13 protein-coding genes are annotated in these 20,616 nt (G+C 61.3%); 2 read left to right on the top strand and 11 right to left on the bottom strand.

Features of this window, described 5'->3' with window-relative positions:
* Positions 1-12 precede the first annotated feature (12 nt).
* On the bottom strand, positions 13-2,631 hold the full coding sequence (locus ACOBR2_RS00710) for a PBP1A family penicillin-binding protein (RefSeq protein WP_420238164.1): 2,619 nt from the start codon (positions 2,629-2,631) through the stop codon (positions 13-15).
* Positions 2,632-3,042: 411 nt separating this feature from the next.
* On the opposite strand from ACOBR2_RS00710, the gene ACOBR2_RS00705 reads away from it, so the two are divergent.
* Positions 3,043-3,600: a hypothetical protein gene (locus tag ACOBR2_RS00705; protein WP_420238163.1), complete on the top strand. Its 558-nt coding sequence runs from the start codon at positions 3,043-3,045 to the stop codon at positions 3,598-3,600.
* Positions 3,601-3,733: 133 nt separating this feature from the next.
* Positions 3,734-4,567: a 3-deoxy-8-phosphooctulonate synthase gene (gene kdsA, locus ACOBR2_RS00700; protein ID WP_420238162.1), complete on the top strand. Its 834-nt coding sequence runs from the start codon at positions 3,734-3,736 to the stop codon at positions 4,565-4,567.
* 155 nt (positions 4,568-4,722) lie between these two features.
* Here the strand turns inward: kdsA and ACOBR2_RS00695 are convergent, their stop codons facing one another.
* The 10 genes from ACOBR2_RS00695 to ACOBR2_RS00650 all read right to left on the bottom strand — a co-directional run bounded on the left by ACOBR2_RS00695 (position 4,723) and on the right by ACOBR2_RS00650 (position 20,463).
* Positions 4,723-7,431 carry a ComEC/Rec2 family competence protein gene (locus tag ACOBR2_RS00695; protein WP_420238161.1) on the bottom strand — a complete coding sequence of 903 codons (2,709 nt, stop codon included), beginning with the start codon at positions 7,429-7,431 and terminating at the stop codon, positions 4,723-4,725.
* Between the two features lie 41 nt (positions 7,432-7,472).
* Positions 7,473-8,789: a 23S rRNA (uracil(1939)-C(5))-methyltransferase RlmD gene (rlmD, locus tag ACOBR2_RS00690; protein ID WP_420238160.1), complete on the bottom strand. Its 1,317-nt coding sequence runs from the start codon at positions 8,787-8,789 to the stop codon at positions 7,473-7,475.
* Between the two features lie 48 nt (positions 8,790-8,837).
* Positions 8,838-9,536, bottom strand: coding sequence for a hypothetical protein (locus ACOBR2_RS00685; protein WP_420238159.1), 699 nt, complete (start codon positions 9,534-9,536; stop codon positions 8,838-8,840).
* 103 nt (positions 9,537-9,639) lie between these two features.
* Positions 9,640-10,443 carry a type III pantothenate kinase gene (locus ACOBR2_RS00680; RefSeq protein WP_420238158.1) on the bottom strand — a complete coding sequence of 268 codons (804 nt, stop codon included), beginning with the start codon at positions 10,441-10,443 and terminating at the stop codon, positions 9,640-9,642.
* Between the two features lie 6 nt (positions 10,444-10,449).
* On the bottom strand, positions 10,450-11,235 hold the full coding sequence (locus ACOBR2_RS00675; protein WP_420238157.1) for a biotin--[acetyl-CoA-carboxylase] ligase: 786 nt from the start codon (positions 11,233-11,235) through the stop codon (positions 10,450-10,452).
* A gap of 4 nt (positions 11,236-11,239) precedes the next feature.
* Positions 11,240-12,136, bottom strand: a complete 897-nt coding sequence (gene nadC / locus ACOBR2_RS00670) for a carboxylating nicotinate-nucleotide diphosphorylase (RefSeq protein ID WP_420238156.1) — start codon at positions 12,134-12,136, stop codon at positions 11,240-11,242.
* A gap of 152 nt (positions 12,137-12,288) precedes the next feature.
* Complete coding sequence (locus tag ACOBR2_RS00665) at positions 12,289-15,135, bottom strand: valine--tRNA ligase (RefSeq protein WP_420238155.1); 2,847 nt, start codon at positions 15,133-15,135, stop codon at positions 12,289-12,291.
* 255 nt (positions 15,136-15,390) lie between these two features.
* On the bottom strand, positions 15,391-16,875 hold the full coding sequence (gene bamD / locus ACOBR2_RS00660; RefSeq protein ID WP_420238154.1) for an outer membrane protein assembly factor BamD: 1,485 nt from the start codon (positions 16,873-16,875) through the stop codon (positions 15,391-15,393).
* 131 nt (positions 16,876-17,006) lie between these two features.
* Positions 17,007-17,675 carry a ribulose-phosphate 3-epimerase gene (rpe, locus tag ACOBR2_RS00655; protein ID WP_420238153.1) on the bottom strand — a complete coding sequence of 223 codons (669 nt, stop codon included), beginning with the start codon at positions 17,673-17,675 and terminating at the stop codon, positions 17,007-17,009.
* Positions 17,676-17,778: 103 nt separating this feature from the next.
* Entirely contained in the window at positions 17,779-20,463 is a 2,685-nt protein-coding gene (locus ACOBR2_RS00650; RefSeq protein ID WP_420238152.1) for a carboxypeptidase regulatory-like domain-containing protein, read from the bottom strand.
* Between the last annotated feature and the right edge of the window lie 153 nt (positions 20,464-20,616).

Here is a 20,616-nt window from a genome sequence, read left to right as displayed (position 1 = left end):
TGGGTTCAAAAGTTATTGCTCCAATGCTGGTTTAACTGCAGGTTGCGTGCGTGCGGCAACAGGCTGTTGCGGCAGCGCAGGCTTCACCACTGCCCCCGTTGCAGGCTTGGCCGACAGAGACGCACTTGCCGCAGCTCGGGGGACAGAGGAAGCTGGCTTTGCCGACGTCTTCGCTGCAGGCTTTGAGGGTTGCGCCACGGGCTTCTGGCCCGTTTGCGCCGTGCCCGGCTTCGCCTGCCGTGCCGGATTCACGGGCTGTTTCTGTGGCCCAGCCGGAGGCGTCGCAGCCTGCGGATTCGCGCCTTGCGCCGTAGTTGGCGACGCAGGATCTCCATCTCCTGGGAAGCGCTCGTCGGAAGGGCTGGCAGCAATCGCCGCCTTCATCCACGTCATCCAGATGGGTAACGCAGCCTTGGCGCCGGTCTCTTTTTCGCCCAGCGATTCACGGCTGTCAAAACCTACCCAGACGCCGCAGGTGACCGACGGCGAAAAGCCCATGAACCAGGCATCGGTGTAGTCGCTGGTGGTTCCGGTCTTGCCGCCCAGCGGGTGGTTGAGTTGCGCTGCCGCCGCACCGGTACCGCTATGCGTCACTGCCCGCAGCAGCGTCATCATCGAACGCGCCGTCGGCTGGCTGATGACCTCACGCACTTCGGGTTTGTCCTCAAACAGTGGCACACCATCGGCGTTGGTCACCTTGCGGATCAGGTGCGGCGTCACGCGCAGGCCGTCGTTGGGAAAAACCGAGTACGAAGCCACCTGCTCGGTAAGCGAAATCTCCACCGCGCCCAGCGCCGTGGGCAAATAGGCAGGGATATTCGAGGTCACACCAAAGCGATGCGCCACCTCGATCACCTTTTCAATGCCCACCTTGGCCGCCAGCTTGAGAGCCGGAATATTACGCGACTCGGCGAAAGCATCGAGCAGCGTCATCGTGCCCTTGTAGTCGTTCTCGTAATTGTGCGGCGTATAGCTGCCAAAACTTACCGGACCATCCACAACCGTATCGGTAGGCTTGGCCCCAGCTTCCATCGCCGCCGTATACACGTAGGGCTTGAAGCTCGATCCCGTCTGGCGCTCGGCCTGGGTGGCGCGGTTGAACTGCGAGACGGCAAAGTCACGACCACCCACCATGGCCAGCACATCGCCACTGGTGTTGTCGATGGCCATCAGAGCACCCTGCACGCCCGAATCCTGTTCGAGCGCGGCGCGCCGAGCACCACCTGCCATGGCCGCGGTCAGATGCACATAGATCACATCGCCGGGCTTCACCGCCGCGTCCGCCTTGCTCCAGCCGGTCCACTTCCAATCGTCGGGCAGAATAGCAATCAGGTAGTCCGCGTGATTTGGCGGCCCAATGCGCGCCTCGATCAGTTGCGGCGTCACGCGCGTCACCAGCGCATGCACGTAGTCGCCCGGCTTCGCATCAATGGCCCAGTCAGAATGGCGGTATGCCTCCAGCGACACGCCCTGCGCCAGCACGTTTTCTAGCTTGCCCTTCCAGCCATGGCGACGCTCGTAGGCCGCCAGGCCATCCAGCACGGCGGCGTTGGCCACCTTCTGCAGATCCATGTCGAGCGTGGTATCCACGCGCAAACCGGCCTCATGCATCGTGTCTTCGCCCAGGCGCTTTTCCAGCTCCTTGCGGATTTCTTCCTGGAACCACGGCGCGATGATCTGACTCTGCGGCTGGGTGATGTGCAGCCCCAGCGGTGTATTCCGCGCCTGCTCAGCCTGTTCGTGGCTGATGGCGCGGTCCTGCTCCATCTCACTGATGACCAGATTGCGGCGGCGGAGAGCTTTGTCAGGGTTGATCAGAGGCGAATAGGCCGATGGCCCCTTGGGCAAACCGGCCAGCAGCGCTGCCTCGGTCAGCGTCAGATCCTTGGCGTGCTTGGAAAAGTAGAACTGGCTGGCGGCTTCAAAGCCATACATGCCGCTGCCCAGATAAATCTGATTGCCGTAGAGCGTAAAAATCTGCTGCTTGGTGAAGGTGCGCTCAATCTGAATCGCCAGATAGGCTTCCTGCAGTTTGCGGCTGGCCGTGCGGTCGGCGGAAAGAAACAGATTGCGCGCCAGCTGCATGGTCAGCGTGGATGCGCCCTGGGCGCGGCCATGGGTGCGCAGGTCATGCCAGAGAGCACCGCCAATGCGCAGTGTATTGATGCCCCAGTGGGACTCAAAGTCCTTGTCTTCAATGGAGATCACGGCCCGACGCAGCACCGGCGCAAAGTCGTTGTAGCCCACCACCTCACGCCGCTCCAGCGCAAATGAGCCTACCAGCCGCCCCTTACGGTCATACAGATCCGTGGTCGCTGACGGGCGATAGCGCTCCAGTTCGCTGATCTGCGGCAGGTCCACCGAATAGACCAGCATCAGCCCGGAGAGCGAGCCAGTGATGATGGCCAGAACAACCAGGGCAGCCAGAGCCGAACGACCAACCAGCTTGCGGCGGCGGCTGGGCGGCTCGTCCTCTTCTTCCTCCAGCCGAGCACTCAGGCGGGCACGGCTCAACGGCTCAAGCGGACGGCCCGCACGGCCCAGCCCGGGCGGATCAACAAGACGGTGGCTCCGGCCCATACCTTGCGGCCAGTCGGAGGAATCAGGGGGCTGTGGGGGTCGAACAGCCAAGGAGAATCTGCCTTTGTAAGAGTTTGGCTGCCCAAGCAAAAACAGCGTGGGTATGTCCTGAAGCACAACCACCATACGGCCGTTCCCAGAAAGGCACGACAGTACGCCGTTCCCGGCTTCGAGACACAGCAACCCTGTTTTTTGCTTGATCCAGCTTCAGCCTCAGCCTACCGCATTTGCCCGCCTTGCGGTGCCGCACTGCGAAAGGTGAACCTGCTCAGACAGCAGGGCGGGTTCATTTCGGGCAGACTACGGATGCGGCACTCTTCCCCGAGCAAAATCAAGTACGGTACGCGTACCACCGACGGACTCGCGCCTCCATCGTCTCACATTATGCACTTGACAACTCAATTTCATCGGGACGAAGATGGGCTCCGTTTTTCGCAGCGTTGTTGCACCCAGGAGGGACAAATGCTCACAAACTTCAACCTGCAGCCATCGGAGACCGATCTGCAAAATCTGGCTGAACAGTACTGGCAAAGTGCCGACGAGAAGGAACATCAACTGGAGGCTTCCGCCTACGAGGCTGGCAGCGCCATCCGTCAGGGGGAGTTCACCCTCGCCAATCTTGAAATCATCGTACGCTGGAAGGCAGAACGGGTGGTTCCCTACCTGATCGGCAACAGCGACGAGAGCATCCGCGCGGCCTTGTCCACGGTTGCGGCCCCGGAGACGGTCACTGAAACCGCCGTTCAGGCGCTCACCAGCTTGCGCGGAGTCGACATTGCCATCGCCTCGGCGATTCTGGCCGCCATCTACCCCGAGCGCTATGCCGTGCTGGACTGCCGGGCGCTGGAAGCACTGGGCCACGCCCGCCACGACATCACCTTCTATGCCGAGTACAACCGCTTTATCCAGAAGCTGGTGGAGCACGGCGTAACCCATCCGCAGTCGAACCTGCCCGGCCCCACCCCGCTGCACGCCATGGAGCGCGCGCTCTGGCAGTGGGCCCGCAACCAGGGCAACTGACAAGCTTCCCGGCTTCCCTAGCCGGTCGCAAAACCAGAGTGGTCGCCCCCCATCCTCGGGCCCATGCAGCCGCGACCATTCTGGTTTTTCTCCCGCCTCTGAAGCCATTCCCACAGCTCCGACGAAGCACCGAATGCTCTACAATCGCCTCGTGAGACCTTCCTTTGAAATCGGACCCGTACACGTTGGCGAGGGCAAGCTGTTCCTGATCGCCGGCCCCTGCGTCATTGAAAGCGAAACCCATGTGCGCACCATGGCCGACGCCATTCAGCGCGTTACCAGCGACCTTGGCATTCCCTACATTTTCAAAGCCAGCTTCGACAAGGCCAACCGCACCAGCGTGAAGAGCTTTCGCGGCCCCGGCCTCAAGGAGGGCGTGCGCATTCTTTCCGGCTTGGCCCGCGCCACCGGCCTGCCCATTCTGACCGATGTACACGAATCCGAACAGTGCGCCGCCGTGGCTGAAGCCGTTGACGTTCTGCAGATTCCGGCCTTCCTCTGCCGCCAGACCGACCTGCTGGTGGCCGCCGCCAAAACTGGCCGCGCCGTCAACATCAAGAAGGGCCAGTTTGTTGCCCCCTGGGATATGACCCACCCGGTTGAAAAAGCTCGCTCCACCGGCAATGAGCGCATCTTCCTGACCGAGCGCGGAGCCAGCTTCGGCTACAACAATCTGGTCGTGGACTTCCGTTCGCTGGCCATCATGCGCCGCACCGCTCCGGTGGTCTTTGACGGCACCCACAGCGTACAGCAGCCCTCGGCGGCAGGCGGCGTCAGCGGCGGTCAGCCGGAGTTCATTCCGCTGCTGGCACGGGCGGCCGTGGCGGCTGGCATCGACGGCCTCTTCCTTGAAGTGCACGACAATCCCGCCCAGGCCCTGAGCGACGGCGCCAATGCCCTCGACCTGAAAAACCTGAAGCCCCTGCTCGAACAGTTGCTGGCCATTCACGCCGTAGTGAAGCAGTAATTGGGAAACAGCGGACGGCTGAGAGCTATCGGCTTTCAGCTGTCAGCTGTTTTGTGGCGGGGAAAAGGTTACGGAAAATACCCGTGCCTGAAGGCGCGCTCTTCGACCCTCGTCGTTTCGGAGGCATAAATGCCCCCGCTCCCTCCCCGCCTGTTTTACCGCAAGCCACAGCCCACCTCGGGCGTCACCTGTTTTCCATCCAGCGCAAAACAGACTGCCCCCAGCAGGTCGGTGCGCAGGGTGTGTACATGCGCCTCCTGCAGGCGATCAAGCGTCTGTGCGCTGGGATGGCCGTAGTGATTGTGCAAGCCGCAGGAGATGACCGCCCAGGCAGGGTGCACCTGCTTTAGAAACTGTGGCGAGGTGGAAGTTTTGCTGCCATGATGACCCACCTTCAGCAGCATGCTGCCAATCGCATCTTCCTTGCTCATGGCCTCTTCCACCGGCGCTTCCGCATCGCCCTCCAGCAGCACCGCAGTCTTCCCTTCCGCCACGCGCAGCACCAGAGAATCATTGTTGGCAGGCTCATCGCCCGGCGTGTACTCCGGCATGGGAGCCAGCACCCGCACCGCTTCGCCTCCAAATTCGAAGCTCTGCCCCGCATGGAACGCGCGCACCCGCACGCCCAGTTGCGCCGCATCATTTAACAAGGCCACATAGGCCGGCGCGGGCGGATTCTTGCCCACCCACAGCTCATCCGGATGAAAGTCGCGCAGAATCGCAGGCATGCCGCCCATGTGGTCGGAGTGCGCATGGCTGAGCGCCACCGCATCCAGATGCCGGATGCCGCGTGCCCACAGCGCCGGAGCAACCACCTCTTCACCAATGTCGAAATCCTGCGCGGCCTGACGCGGACCGCCACCAAAGCCGCCCGCGTCCACCAGAAGCGTTTTTCCACTGGGCGTAATGAGCAACAGCGCATCACCCTGCCCCACGTCGATAGTCTCCATCAAGAGCGCATGCGGGGGGTGCTCAACGGGGCGCGGCAGCACGACAAAGAACACCGCCAGCAGAAGAGCGCACAGGCTTGCCCAGCGCAGACGGCGACTCTGCCAGCGCACATTGCCAAGCGCCGCCGCCACCGCCGCGCCCAACAGAGCGTAAAAGAAGATCTGCTGCCACACGACCGGCGTTGCCGTACGCAGATCGCCCCAGCGCAGCGCGCCAAACCAGCGCACCAGCCACACGCTGCCGTGCAGCACCACTCCCGCTGCCGCACCGGGAAGCACCGCTGCCGGTGGCCACAGCGCCAAGAGCAAAAGAGTCAGCAAGGCCAGCGGCAGCAACACCACCAACACCGGCAGCACAATCAGATTCAGCGGCAACGCAAAGAGCGTGATGCGATGAAAGTAGATGGCCATGGGAAGCGCCAACGCGAACTCCACGCAGCAGGTTGCCAGCAGATACTCGCCCCCGTGCAGTGCAGCGCGCACCATCCACGGCATGCACTTCCTGCCGATCCACTTGCCCGCCAGACTGCTGATGCATTGTGCCAGCATGCGCAGCAACACACGAAACTGCGCCATGCGCGGCTCAATCTGGCTGTCGATGGCCACCACCTCCAGCTTGCTGATGGCACGCACGTAAGGATGGAGTGTGGTGCTGAGCAGCGGCGCGGCCATTCCGGCAATGGCCAGCACCGCCAGCAACGTCATTTGCAGACTGGCGTCAAAAAGCGCCCGCGGACTGAAGACGAGCAGACAAAGCGCGGCAAATCCCAGCGCGTTCAGGGCGCTGCGTTCGCGATAGATCATGCGCCCCAGCAGATAGAGCGTCACCATCCAAAAGGCCCGCTGCACAGGCAGGGCAAAGCCGCTAAACAGCGCATAGCAGAAAGAGACGCCCACCGTCAGCAGCGTAGTGGAAACGCGCGGCAGGCGCAGTTTGCGCGCCATCCAGAAGATGCAGCCCGACACAATGGCCAGATGAAAACCGGCGACGACCAGCATGTGAAAAGAGCCTGTGCGCTCAAAGCCCACGCGCAAGGAGTGCGTCAGATAGGTGCGGTCGCCTGCCACCATGGCAGAGAGCATCACCGCATCGTCCGGCGTAATGCGCATCCACGCAGGCAGCCCGCGCATAGCCTGCGGCAGCATCATCAGGCGCTCAGCCGACGCGCTCTGCAAAGTACGCAGGCGGCAGCTCCAGCTGGCTGTTGCACCGCCGGGCAGGCGCTCCACAAATGCGCTCTTCACCGTGGCGGTGGTTGTAACTCCCTGATCGAGCAGGTAGGCACTGCGACTCCATGCGCCGGGATCGCGATAGTCAACAGTGGGCAGCAACTGCACGGAAGCCCGCAGGCGGTCGCCACAATGGAAGGGGGCAACCTGGGCCGCGTCGGGCCAGCGCACCACCAACCGCAGGCGTCCGCTGGCAGCCTCCTGCTGATCGCGCAGATCGTCAACCACCTCGATGCTGGCCACTTCCACATCGATGCGCTGGCCAGGAAAGCGTTGCGCTGCGGGTTCCGGCGCGGCTTCGCCACGATCCTCATTCACGTGCAGTTCGGCTTCCGTACGCATGGGCGCGGCAGCCACAACTGTGCCTTCCACCTGACGCAGCAGGCCGTCACTCAACGCATGGATGGAGGGGGAAGGTGCTGGCTGGGGCTCCATCTGAGCGCTCCATGCGCCCAGCAGAACCCACAACAATGCCACCGGCAGAGCGGCCACACGCTGAGCGCACAGCGCTGCTACGGCACAGAGCACGGCCACGGCGATGGCACCCACCAGCAATACCGTCGGCGGCAGGTTCACCGCATGCGTAAGCGCAATGCCCAGCGCAAACAGACACGCGGCATGAAAGAGCGGCGCGCCCAGACTGCTCGTCGTGGGTCTGCTCGTCGCTGAAGGTACAGTCTGCATCGCCACGGAAGTGCGAAAAACTTCCCTGGCGATCCAGCCTATCAGGCCTTGCGCAACTGAACCACAGTTTCCAGATGAAAGGTTTGCGGAAACAGATCCGCGACGGCCACCGACTGGATGGTGTAGCCCGCAGCCAGCAGCGCCTTCAGGTCACGTGCCAACGTGGCCGGATCGCACGATACATAGGCCACGGCGGGCGCAGCCACGGCCGCCAGGCACTCGACAACCTCAGCGCCCAGCCCCATGCGCGGCGGGTCCACCACGATCAGGTCGGGCGTTTGCCGACCTTCGGGACGGCGCAGAAATTCGAGCGTCGAAGCAGCCACCGCGCGGCCACCGGTTCCTTGCAGATTTTCCTTCAGTGCCGCCGTCGAGAGCGGCGCGGATTCCACCGCCACTACCTGGGCGAAGTTTTCCGTCAACCGCCGCGCAAACAATCCCACGCCCGCAAACAGATCCCACGCCACGCGGCCCTTGTGCCCAGCCGTCACACGCTCCAGCAGCGCGTCCACCAGAAAGCGATTCACCTGAAAAAACGCGCCCTGATCCACGCGGTAATCGAATCCACCGGCGGAGTAGAGAATCGAAGGCCAGCCCCAACTCATCATGGTGCGCGGCGGTCCGGCAGGACGGCGACCCCGCGCAATCTCTTCCACCAGCAGCTCGGCTCCCGCCAGCTCCGGCACACGCTCCTTGAGCGCCTGGGCAAATTTTTCAAAGATCTTCTTTGAGCCATTACGTACAGTCAGGCCCACCAACAGCGCCGCCTCGTCGCCACGCAGGAATAGCGCAATCTCGCTCGGCTTCAGGGAGGGTGTTTCCGTACGCAGCAGCTCCGCCGCAATCAGCGCAGCCTTCACCAGCAGGGGCGCGGCAATCGGACACTCCGTCAGCGGAATCACCGCATGCGAACGCCGGCCGCGATAGCCTACGTTGCCCGTCACATCAAAGGCCAGACGAATGCGGTTGCGATAGCCCCACGGCTCAGCGGAGAGCACATCGATCTGCTCCGGCGGCTGCACTCCGGCACGCTCCAGCGTCTCACGCAGAATTTTTTCTTTGAAGTTGAGCTGCTGCGCGTAGGGCGCATGCTGGTAGGCGCATCCGCCACAGGCAGCAAAGTGCGGGCAGGCTGGTTCCGTGCGCTCGGGCGCGGCCGACACAATCGCCTCGGCCTCGGCCATCGCGTAGCCGCGACGGTCCTCCACAATGCGCACACGCGCCTGCTCACCGGGCAACGTGAGCGGCACAAAAACAGCCTTGCCCTCGACGCGCGCCAAAAACGCTCCGCCGTACACAGGCTTTTCGATCTGCACCAGCATTGACTCTGCCGCTCTGGATGGTTCTTCGCGCTTCATTTTTTCTTCTCGTCCAAATCTTGTGGAATGGTTTTGAAAGAGCACAGCTCAACTGTGGCTCATGTAGAACAAACTCAGTCGCGGAAGATTGTATTCCACCAGCAACTGCTTCTGCGTGAACTGCAGCTCCACCTGCCGCATCTGCACCGCGCCCATGCGGCTGCGGTACGGAGCAAGTTCGTGCACCGCCTGCTCCTTCAGCTTTACCAGTAATTCTTCCGGCGCAGCTGCGGTCAACGCCGCAAACAATTTCTCTTCGAAGACGGTAAGCGAACGCTCCAGAACTTCTGTATCGAGCTTGGCCGCCGCATGCGCATCCGCGCTCAGTTCCCGCAACCGCACGGCCAGTACAGCGCAGGCTTCCGGCGCGATCTTGGCAGCTTCCAACACGGCAGCACACGACTCAAGATGCGCGGCAATGCGCTCATTTTCAAAGCCAGATTCGCCTTCGCCCGTGGCTGGAGCAGCAGTTCCCGCCGCCGCCTCCTGCAACTCTTCGGAGGCTTCCATCACGGCCTGCGCACACCACGCCAGCCCGTTGATTCTGCGCACGCGTCCACGCTGCTGCCGCGCCTCGTATTTGTCGAAGGCGTTATCTATGCCGCGCAGCGCCGCATCCAGGGGAATGCCCGCCTCGCGCCAGCTTTCAATCAGCGCCCAATCCAGCGTGGAGAGCAGCAGAATGCCGCCCCGCCGCTGCTGAAAGCGCTCTTCGATCTCCGTGAAGTAGTTGAAGTAATTCCGCACTGGGGAAAGCCACCTATCCGTAAAACAAAAAAGTGAAAACGGGCTTCATCCCTCAAGGGAGGATGAAGCCCGCAAGAAAACAACACAGGAATCTTTGCAGAATCTAGTGGGCGCGATTGCGCTGCCGTGGCTGACGATTGCGCTCAAACAGTATGCGCAATCCCTCCAGTGTGAGCATCTCGTTGATCTCCTGAATGTAGCGTGAATCGGCAGCAATCATGCGGGCCAGTCCGCCGGTTGCAATGATGCGCGGCTTCTCGCCAAACTCTTCCAGAATGCGGTCCAGAATGCCGTCCACCAGTCCGATGTAGCCAAAGTAGAGACCACTCTGCAGGTGGCCCACCGTGTTCGTGCCAATCACCTTGGCGGGGCGCTTGATGTCCACGCGGCTCAGCTTGGCTGCGCGGCCAAACAGCGCCTCGGCGCTCAGCCCCAGGCCCGGCGCAATCGCACCGCCCAGGTACTCGCCCTTGGCCGAAATCACTTCAAACTTGGTTGCGGTGCCAAAGTCCACCACAATGCACGGTCCACCGTAGAGCTCATACGCCGCAATGCAATCGCACAAACGGTCCGCGCCCAGTTCAGTGGGATTATCGACCAGCACCGGCATGCCCGTCTTGATGCCCGGCTCCACAAACATCGGCTCCATGTGGAAGTACTCCTCGCAGACCTGGCGCAGCGTGCTATCCATCGGCGGCACCACCGACGCGATGATGATGTGCGTCACCTGGCTTGGCGCAAGGCCCTTCATCTCAAAGAGCTTCACAAAAAAGACGCCGTATTCGTCCACCGTCTGGGTGCGATGCGTGGTCACACGCCAGTTCGCCGCCAGCTCCGGCTTGTCGCCGTCCAGATTGTAAAGTCCCAGAACCGTATTCGTATTGCCAACGTCGATTGCGAGCAACATTGTCTTTCAATCCACTTCTGCGGCACGCACGCCGCCAGTCTGCACGGTAACTCGACCAGCCCCCGTGTCCACCAGCAGGAATCCGTGCTCATCCAGTCCTGCGGTCACACCAGAACACGCCTGGGGGCCATGCACTTCCACGCGGCGATTGCGCACCCATGTGGAAGAACGTTCAATGCGGGCAAGCAGCGTGGGCGCGGCCGTTTCACGGGCCAGGCAATCCACCTCCTGCTGCAAAAATTTTAGCAGGCAGACAAACAACAGCTCGCGCTCAACGGTACGGCCCGCCGCCAGATCCAGCGACGTCGCTGGAGTGGCCAAATCCGGCGCAAACATCCGCTGATGCACGTTGATGCCAATGCCCGCCACGGCAAACCGCTCACCGCGCTCGTCCCGGCCCGACTCCACCAGAATCCCGCAGACCTTGCGCCCGGCCAGCAACACATCGTTTGGCCAGCGCAAGTCGGCCTGCAAGCCCGCAGCCTCGCCTGCCGCCGCAATCACCGCCAGCCCCGCACAGAACGGCAGAAGCATCCAGTGTTTTTCTGCAATCTGCGGCCGCAGCACCACGCTCACATACAGACCTTCGCCCGCCGTCGAGTGCCAGCGATGATCGCCGCGTCCCCGGCCAGCAATCTGCGCATCGGCCACAAACGTCGCGCCATGCGCAGCACCCAGGCGTGCCGCTTCCATGGCGTCGCTGTTGGTCGATCCGGTCTCGGGCTGGAAGTGCAGGAGCCCCGTATACGGAGTTCCCGCCAGCAGAGCTTCCGCCTGAGCAAGGTCAAACACGGGGCTAATTCTCCAGCTCAATGCGCATGGAAATATCTGCCGCAGGAACCGAGTGCGTCAGCGCGCCTACGCTGATGAAGTCCGCGCCTGCCTCGGCGTAGCTGCGGATGCTGGCCAGCGTAATGCCGCCTGAAGCCTCGGTCGAAACGGGCGCCTTGCCCTCCGTAGCCGCGTGAATCCGCTCTACCGAACGACGCACCTGCTCCGGCGTCATATTGTCTAGCAGAACCGCCTCGGCTCCTGCGAGCAGAGCGTCTTCCAACTCCTCCGGCGTACGCACTTCCACCTGCACACGCAGGCCCGGCGCGCGGCCAGCCAGCGCATGTTCCACGGCCGCACGCACACCGCCGCCCAGCGCAATGTGGTTGTTCTTGATCAGAATGCCGCTGGCCAGATCAAGCCGGTGATTCGTTCCGCCACCGCAGGCCACGGCGTACTTTTCCAGCACGCGCAGGCCGGGAATCGTCTTGCGGGTGTCGAGCAGCCGCGCACCTGTTCCGTCGATCGCATCCACGTAGCGGCGCACCTCGGTAGCAATGCCGCTCAGGTGCTGCATCAGGTTCAGGATCACGCGTTCGCAGCTCAGCAAGGTGGCCGCGCGATGATGAATGACCGCCAGTACCTGCCCATCCTGCACGCGCACACCGTCGACAATGCCCGGCTGAATCTCCACCTTGTAGCAGGCCCGCGCCGCTTCACTCTCGCCGAGTTCGGCAAAGTGCTCAAAAAAACGCTCGATCACGCCCAGGCCACAGACAACCATCTCCTGCCGGGCAAGAATCCGCGCCGTGCCGCGCAAGTTTGCGTCCACGGTCAGTTGCGTGGTCACGTCGTGCGTGGCCTGATCTTCGATCAGAGCCTCGCGAAGAAGCGAATCAATCTGTGGCGTATGGCAATTCATAAGAGAGATCAGGGTACCGAGTACAGGGGACAGAGAACAGAGATCAGAGGATGTAGTCCGTCGTAAGTGAACACCAGCAATAAACCGGGTTTCCCGGGTCCCTCGCTTTTGGGGACCCGGGAAACCACAACTATGGACGGCTAAAACATGGCCTAGCTCTTCGACAACGCTGCTAGCGCTTCCTTGGCCTTGGTCAGCAGCAGGCGCGTTTCGGCCTCCTGCTTCTTTAGGCCTTCCACCACCTCTGCCGGAGCCTTTGCGAGGAATTTTTCATTCCCCAGCTGACGCTCAGCAGCCTGCAGGCCCTTTTCGTACTTGGCAATGTCGCGGGTCAGGCGCTCGGTTTCGGCTGCTACGTCCACCTTCTTTTCGTAGATCGCCGCCACGTCAAACTCTGCCGTGGAGTGATTCGAAAGTCCCGCAGAAATCTCCGCCACCGGACGGATCTCGCACACCCGCGCCATCTTCTCCACAATCGCCGCATTCCGCTGAATCATGGCATGGAGCGGATCGGAGGCGCGAATTTCGACGGGAACAGCCACCTTTTCTTCCACGCCAATCTCCTTGCGCAGGGCACGAATCTCCACGATTAGGCTCTGCAGCGTGGCCATCTCTGCGAGCGCCGCCTTGTCTGCCGCGCCCGTCGCCTGCGGATAGGCCGCCAGCGCAATCGACTTGGCCGGCGTCTTGCCGTCGTAGACAGCCTTCCACAGCTCTTCACTCAGGAAGGGCATAAAGGGCGAGAGCAGACGCAGCGCGGCCTCAAAGACCTGTACCAGCGTGGTAAGCGCAGCGCGTGTGCCGGCCATGCGCTCATCGCGCTGACTAGCCGACTCGCCGTCTCGCTGGCTGGCATCAAAGTCCAGCCGCAGCTTCACGACCTCCAAATACCAGTCGCAGAAGCCGCCCCACACAAACTGATAGATCGCGTTGGCCGCATTGTCGTAGCGGTAGTTTTCCAGTTCCTTATTGACGGTTGCGGCGGCAGCTTCCAGCTCAGCCACAATCCAGCGGGCTTCAAGCGGAGCTTTTTCCTCGACCTGAGGCATCTTGCCTAGCGTCGAAAGATCGACCGTAATGCCAATCTCGGCGGCCCGGTCCACGTTCATGAACAGGAAGCGCGCAGCATTCCAGATCTTGTTGGCAAAGGCGCGATAGCCCTCGGTACGAGCCACGTTAAACGCAATGTCTGTGCCGGGCGAGGCCATCGAAGCCAGCGTGAAGCGCACCGCGTCGGTACCGTACTGCTTCACAATCTCGATGGGGTCAATCACGTTGCCCTTGGTCTTCGACATCTTCTCGCGGTTGGCGTCGCGCACCAGGGCATGAATATAGACTTCCTTGAACGGAACCGCATCCTTGAGCAAGCGCTTCGATCCGTCGGGCATGGGAACATCCTCGGCAAACCAGCAGCCGAGCATGATCATGCGCGCAACCCAGAAGAAGAGAATGTCAAAGCCGGTCACCAGCAGGCTGGTGGGATAGAAGGCGTCGAAGTCGGCGCGGTTTTCCGCCGTGATGTTCGGCCAACCAAAGACCGAAACCGGCAGCAGACCCGAGCTGAACCATGTATCCAGCACGTCGGTCTCCTGCGTGATCTTGGTCGAACCGCAATGCGAGCAGGCTGCCGCATCCACCTTGGCCACGGTGATCTTGTGGCAATCGGCACAGTGCCAGGCCGGAATCCGATGACCCCACCAGAGCTGACGACTGATGCACCAGTCATGGATGTTGTCCATCCACTCAAAGTAGGTCTTCTCGTACATCTCCGGCGTGAACTTGATGTGGCCTTCGCGCACGGCCTGCTTGGCCTTGTCGGCCAGCGGCTGAATCTTGATGAACCACTGCGTGGACAGACGCGGTTCCACCACCGTCTTGCAACGGTCGCAGTGGCCTACGTTGTTGGTGTGGTCCTTGATGCCGGCCAGCAGATGCTGCTCGTCCAGATCGGCCACGATCTTCTTGCGCGCTTCGTAACGATCAAGACCCGCATACGGCCCGCCATCTTCATTGATGTGGCCGCGGTCGTCCATGATGTTGATCGAAGGCAGATGATGCCGCTCGCCCAGCGCAAAATCGTTGGGATCGTGCGCCGGAGTCACCTTCACCGCACCGGTACCGAAGTCGCGGCTCACCCACTCGTCCAGAACGATGGGAATCTCGCGGCCCACCAGCGGCAGGCGCAGCTTTTTGCCGTGCAGGTGCAGGTAACGCTCGTCCTCGGGATGAATGGCCACAGCCACGTCGCCCAGCATCGTCTCAGGCCGCGTCGTTGCCACGGTCAGGAATTCTCCCGTGGAAACACCCGCAGCGTCGATGACCGGGTACTTGATCTCCCACAGATGGCCCTTCTGCTCCTCGTGGACACACTCCAAGTCGCTGATGGCCGTCTGGCAGCGCGGGCACCAGTTCACGATGTAAGCGCCGCGATAAATCAGGCCCTGCTCATAGAGCTTGACGAAGGCCTCGCGCACCGACACCGATAGACGCTCGTCCATGGTGAAGTACTCGCGGCTCCAGTCCACCGACGCGCCCAGACGCTTCATCTGCCCGAGAATCGCGCCGCCGTACTCGGCCCGCCACTCCCAGACGCGCTCCACAAACTTTTCGCGACCCAGATCCTGACGCTTTTTGCCCTCGGTGGCCAACTGGCGCTCCACCATCATCTGCGTGGCAATACCGGCATGGTCGGTTCCGGGAACCCACAACGCCTTGCGTCCGCTCATTCTGCGCCAGCGGGTCAGAATGTCCATCTCCGCCTGATTGAGCATGTGGCCCATATGCAGGCGGCCGGTCACATTCGGCGGCGGCAGCAAAATCGTAAAGGAGGCGCCGTCCAGGCAATTGCTCGCTGCGCTCGCGGGCGATTCGCTTCCGGCAGCGACATCAACGTGGCTTGCGGCACTGGAAACGGCGAAAAGATTCTCGCGCACCCAATACTCGGCCCAATGGTCTTCAATGGCAGTCGGATCGTAGGTCTTCGGCAGTTCGTGGGACATAATTTTTTGGAGGGCTCCTGGGATTCTGGCAAAAAATGCACACAAAATGCAGCATTTCCCAGTAATGGGACCACCCTTCACTTTACCAGATGGGCACCTGCGGTGCGGCTAACTGCTTCGCGTGGCTGGTATCTGGAAAACAACTTACCGTGACTCCGTGGCCCGGCACTGCGACGTCAGATGAATATTCCAGCAGAAATACAAAAGGCCGCTCCCCAAAGGAAGCGGCCTTTTGTATTTCTGCGCAAAAGAAGGCTAGAACGGGTTGATCTTGCTCAGACCCTTCTTTTTCTTGTGCTTGCTGGAGGACTCGTCGCTCTGGTCCACCTTGGGCTCCTTCTTCTTTTTGCCGTTGTCGGCCGTGGCGGAGCTCTGCTGCGGCTTGGTGATCTCGTTCACCTGATCCGGAGCTTCGGTCGGCTTGTCGGCGGCGGGCAGAGCCGTCGTCTTGTCGCCCACCGGCTTGACCACCGCATTGGGGTCGGAGTTCGGCGCGCTCACGATCGAAACGCCCACGCCCGAACCACCCTCGGGGGCAGCCATCTGCAGCGGAGCCTGTGAAGGAGCATCGCTGCGCGGAGGCTCGTTCACGCCGGTCGGCTTGGCAGCCGCCGCCGCCGGATGCTCGGCATTGATCGCCTGCTGGAAGATCTCCATGTTGTCCTTGGCCACGTCAGAGGCCAGAACACGCTTGGGATCGGTCAGTGTGGGCTCGCCCACGTGCACCGCTTCCACCACCGTCGGACCATGCTTGATCAGGCCCAGCGTCTTTTCGGTAAAGTGCAGCGGCTGACGGCTCTGCTCCTCGGCTTCGCTTTCGGCAATGGCCTCTTGCGTAGGCTCAGGAACCGGGCGGTTCATGGCCACCAGACGGTCGCGTGCGTCTTCCACGTGCGCTGCCATCGGGTAACGGGTAATCACCTTGGTATAGGCTGCGGCTGCGCGTTCCTGATACATCGCGGTCAGCCGTTCCTTCAGCTTGGCCGGAATGTTCGGGGCAATCTGCACATTGCGGGCCATGCCGGAGTAGGCGTCGCCAATGCCCAGCAGCACCTCATCGCTCCTGGAATAGAGCGGATAGGCGTCAGCCACGGTCTGCAGGCGGGCGATGGCCGCGTTATAGTTGTCGCGGCTGTTGTAGTAAAGACCGATCTGCGCTTCACGCTCGGCCAGAACCTCCTGCACATCGCGCAGCTTCTGCTTGGCGCGCGGAATCAGGGCCGAATCCGGGAACATATTGATCATCTCCCGGTAGTGCTTTTCGGCGTTCTGGGCGTTGTTGAAATCGCGATCCGGCTTCTCCATCTGCTCGTAATAGATGTCGGCCACCTTCATCTTGGCCTCGGCCGCTTCGGGCGCGTCGGGGAAGAAGGTGATGAAATCCTGATACTCGGCCTCGGCCTGGGTCAGCGCCGCCGTGCCGCCTTCCTTGAACCAGCTGTCGCCCACGCTGAGCTTGGCGCGCATGCGGTACTCGGAGTCCGGGTAGGTGTTCAGCAGCGTCTGCAGATCGAGCCGGGCCACGTCAAAGCGGCCCTTCTTCAAGGCGATCATAGCCTTGTCGTAGAGCTCCTTATCCGGCTGCTTGGACTGCACGTTCCCCAGGGGATTGGCGCTCAAATCCTCATTTTTCTTATGCTTATGCTTCAGCCGCTCCCGCGAGCGAGCCTGGCCAGAGACCGAGCCCAGTACGAGAACTGCCAGCGCCACCGCTGCGATCTTTTTTGACAACCGGTTCATACCACCTCATGCGGGTCGGGGAGCCGATAAACACACTCCCGCCCCTAACTTGCTCATCGGTAAAATTCTACCTTGCCGGACCCTATCCCGTATTTTTGATTGGCCGCGGAGGCCCACCAAAACAGGAAAAATCACTCGCCGGCTGCGGTACGGGCTGCCTGAAGCAGCGACCGGGCGTTCTCTTCGGCCTTGCCGCCGCCGAAAACCGCATTGCCAGCCACCAGCAGCTCTGCTCCTGCTTGGACGATGGAAGCCACCGTATCGTGAGCCACTCCGCCGTCCACCTCGATTTTATAGCTCAAGCCAAGTTCCTGACGCAGCTCACGGAGCCGACGGATCTTGTCCAAAGAAAAGGGAATAAACTTCTGCCCGCCAAAGCCTGGATTCACGCTCATCACCAGCACATGGTGAACCATGGGCAAAATGAGGCGGAGCGAATCGACCGGTGTATGGGGGTTCAGCACCACGCCCGGCTTCATGCCGTGGCTGGCAATCAGCTCCAGCGTCCGGTGCAGGTGAGGGCAAGCCTCCACATGCACGCTCAGCCAATCGGCTCCGGCATCGGCAAAGGCCGTCACATAATCGTTGGGGTCCGTAATCATCAGATGGCAGTCGAGCGGCAGTTTGGTCGCCTTGCGCAGGCTTTTGACCACCGGCGGACCCAGCGTAATGTTGGGCACAAAGTGTCCGTCCATCACATCGACGTGAATCACCGTGCCGCCGCCACGCTCGGCCGCGGCCACATCCTCGGCCAGACGGGCAAAATCAGCAGAAAGAATTGACGGAAGCAGCTCTACCATAGGTCCTGACGACGACCTCCCTGCCCGCCAGTGTAACAGCCGGAGCCTGCAAAAAAGGGCCTTCCCGGAGGAAGACCCTTTTTAGGTTTTGCGCTCCCAGCGACTAAAAGTTCAGCGAAACCTTGGCTGACAGGTCACGCGGCGTTACATAGTGCGTGCCGCTGAAGGTCGACAGGAAGTTGTAAGGCGCGTACTTGTTGGTCAGATTGATGGCGGTCAGCGTCAAATCCACCTTGTAGCGGTTGGCGCGGAAGATGTTCTGCTTGCCGAGTGAGGCGTCGAAGAGGTTGCGCGGCGCAATGCGCGGCGGATTCTTGTCGTCATTCTCGGTACCCGGCGCGGGAATCGAAACCAGCGTGGAACCATACTGCGAGGCCGCGCAGGAGCTGAAGCCCTTGGTGCGCGTAGCCTCCACACCGCCGCAGGTCAACCCGGCCTGCGCCTGCTGGTCATAGGTCAAGCCGCTCAGGTCCACCGTACCATTGCTGCTGGTGGCATAAGGCACGGAACCGGACACCATGCCCGAATCGTAACGCCAGTTCCAGCCCACCCACGGACCACGACGGCCAAACTGATACTGCAGGTGGGTGTCCTGGTTGTACTTTTCATCGTGGTCGATGCGGAAGGCCGAGTTCGATGTAGCGACCGTAGCGCCCGCGCCAGCCACCTGAGGATTGAAGAAGCGGGCGGCCACCGAAGACATGACCACATAAGCGCTGAAGTTGTGCCGTTCCGGCACACTCACGTTCATCGCCCATCCGGGGATCTTCGCGTTGTGCCAGTCAATGGGGAAGGTAATAGGCGTATTGCCGAGCACGCTGAAATCAAAGGCGTTGTGGGTGTACTTCCAAATGTACTCGCCGCTGACCACCGCCCAGCCGTGAATGCCCTGCTGGAATCCGGCATGGAACTCGTTGCGATAGCCGGGAGCCATGGTGCTGGAAACACCCGAACTGCAGCTGAGCAGCGGCGAAAGCACCGCGTCGGCGCAACCATTGCTCGACAGCACCAGATTCTCATTGAACGGGGTTTCCAGCGTGCGCGCATAGCTGGCGCGCAGCACCGTGGCCGAGGGCTTGACGTTGTAGGCAATGCCCACGCGCGGCTCAAGCTGGTTGGCCTTGGTCAGTCCGTTATAGATGTCTTCACGCAGGCCAAGATTGAAGAGCCAGTTACCAGCCTTGATCTGATCCTCGGCATAGAGCGCCAGCTCTTTCACGTCGGTCTGACCGTGGAAGTAGTAGTCGCTGCCGCCGCGCGTCAGATCGTAAGGTGCAAGCACCGTCAGATAGGCGCTGTTCACGCTGTAGCCATAGGTGGCGCACTGCGCCGTGGACGACAATCCGGCCACCGAAGCACCGCTCGCATCCACACAGGGCGCGTTCAGTTCGGCATCCACCACGCCCAGCCAGTCGTTTTCCCGCAGGAAAGTCTGGCCGTACTGCACGCCTGCCTTGACGCTATGAATACCGTGCGCATAGCTGATGTCAGCATGCACGGCGGCGTTGGTCAGGGTGCGGGACTGCTTGATCGACGAGGTCTGCAGATTGGTCGGGCCAAGGTCGGCTAGCGGATTGCCGCTGGGGTAGTAGTGATACTCATCGCGGCGCACAAACGCGCCCACATTCAGCACCGAGCTGTCGTTGACGATGCGCGTGTACGTCGGCGAAACGTTAAAGGTCTTGATCTCGGAGTGCTGATCGGTATTGCCCACATTCGCATAGACTGGATCGGCCGTCGTGCCGCCGCTCACCACATTCTGCACGTTCAGATTGTCGTAGGCGTTTGGCGTCTGGAACCAGGAACGGCTGAAGTTCAGGTCCAGATGCATCGAGTCAACCTGCGTCAGCGTGCGGTCAATGCGGTCAAAGAAGTTCTGCTCATTGCCCTTGGCGTGGAAGACCTTGAACTCCGGCGGATCGAGGAAGCGGCCGGTGTTCAGCGCGTCAGCCTCAAAGAAGTTGCCCCAGTCCTTGCCACCATAGGAAATATCGAAGTTGCCGCTGGTGGAACCGAATGAGCCGTACGAAGTGCCGATGGAGCCGGTGGGTACGTTGATTCCCTGCCCCGAACGCGTAGTGGCCACAATCACCAGACTGGTTTTGCCGCCGTACTCCGCCGGCGGAGCACCGCTGATCACCTGCAGCGACTGAATCGAGTCCGAGGGAATCTGATTGCTGAAAACCTTGCTCTGCTGATCGGTAATGGACTGGCCATCGACCGAGAACGAGTTGGAAGCATGATCGCCCAGACCATGGAACAGCCCATTGGAATCCGCCGCAACGCCCGGTGTAGTCTGCGTAACCAGCGCACTGAGCGAAGAGGACTGGCTTTCCAGCGGCACCTTCAAAAACAGGTCGCGGTCCACGTCGGTATGAAAAGTGGGATCGTTCTCCACCAGATCGCCGGACGACTCCACCGTAACCGTGGTGCTGGAGGAGGCAATCTGCAGAATCACCTTCACCGTGCTGCCCACCACCGAACGCAGATCCACGCTCTGTGAGGTCGCGGCAAAACCGGCCGCCGATACATTCAGGCGATAGGTGGCAAACGGAATGTTGGCAATCTCGAACTGGCCGTCGGCGCCGCTGGTAGCCGTGCGGGAAAGACCACTGATGCTGCTGCTGAGGTGTACGCTGGCACCGGGAATCACCGCCCCACTGGGATCAGTGACTGAACCACGCACCGAACCGGCGTTTCCGCCCTGCGCGGCATGGACCTGAAGTGCAACACCAACAACTACAAAAAGGGAAAAAAGACGAAAGATTTTGCCGTAAATGGTCGGCATGAAGTGCTCCTTGAAACCCTGATCAATACAATTCACCAACAACGGCAAAGCATGCCGTCGCGCCTCGATGCATGAGGAAACGTCCAGACAGGACCGCACAAGATACAGGCCCATACGCGCGTCACAAGGACGCAGGAATTTTTACGGTTCTGA

The organism is Telmatobacter bradus, assembly GCF_048629425.1.
Classification (GTDB): Bacteria; Acidobacteriota; Terriglobia; order Terriglobales; family Acidobacteriaceae; genus Telmatobacter; species Telmatobacter bradus.
The sequence above is the reverse complement of the archived record's forward strand: the minus strand, read 5'-3'. Positions and strand labels throughout refer to the sequence as shown.

Bases quoted from the DNA above. Each gene is read 5' to 3' on its own strand.
- nadC (WP_420238156.1), bottom strand. From the start codon at position 12,136: ATGAATTGCCATACGCCACAGATTGATTCGCTTCTTCGCGAGGCTCTG.
- ACOBR2_RS00665 (WP_420238155.1), bottom strand. From the start codon at position 15,135: ATGTCCCACGAACTGCCGAAGACCTACGATCCGACTGCCATTGAAGAC.
- kdsA (WP_420238162.1), top strand. From the start codon at position 3,734: ATGCTCTACAATCGCCTCGTGAGACCTTCCTTTGAAATCGGACCCGTA.
- ACOBR2_RS00695 (WP_420238161.1), bottom strand. From the start codon at position 7,431: ATGCAGACTGTACCTTCAGCGACGAGCAGACCCACGACGAGCAGTCTG.
- bamD (WP_420238154.1), bottom strand. From the start codon at position 16,875: ATGAACCGGTTGTCAAAAAAGATCGCAGCGGTGGCGCTGGCAGTTCTC.
- rlmD (WP_420238160.1), bottom strand. From the start codon at position 8,789: ATGAAGCGCGAAGAACCATCCAGAGCGGCAGAGTCAATGCTGGTGCAG.
- rpe (WP_420238153.1), bottom strand. From the start codon at position 17,675: ATGGTAGAGCTGCTTCCGTCAATTCTTTCTGCTGATTTTGCCCGTCTG.
- ACOBR2_RS00705 (WP_420238163.1), top strand. From the start codon at position 3,043: ATGCTCACAAACTTCAACCTGCAGCCATCGGAGACCGATCTGCAAAAT.
- ACOBR2_RS00680 (WP_420238158.1), bottom strand. From the start codon at position 10,443: ATGTTGCTCGCAATCGACGTTGGCAATACGAATACGGTTCTGGGACTT.
- ACOBR2_RS00650 (WP_420238152.1), bottom strand. From the start codon at position 20,463: ATGCCGACCATTTACGGCAAAATCTTTCGTCTTTTTTCCCTTTTTGTA.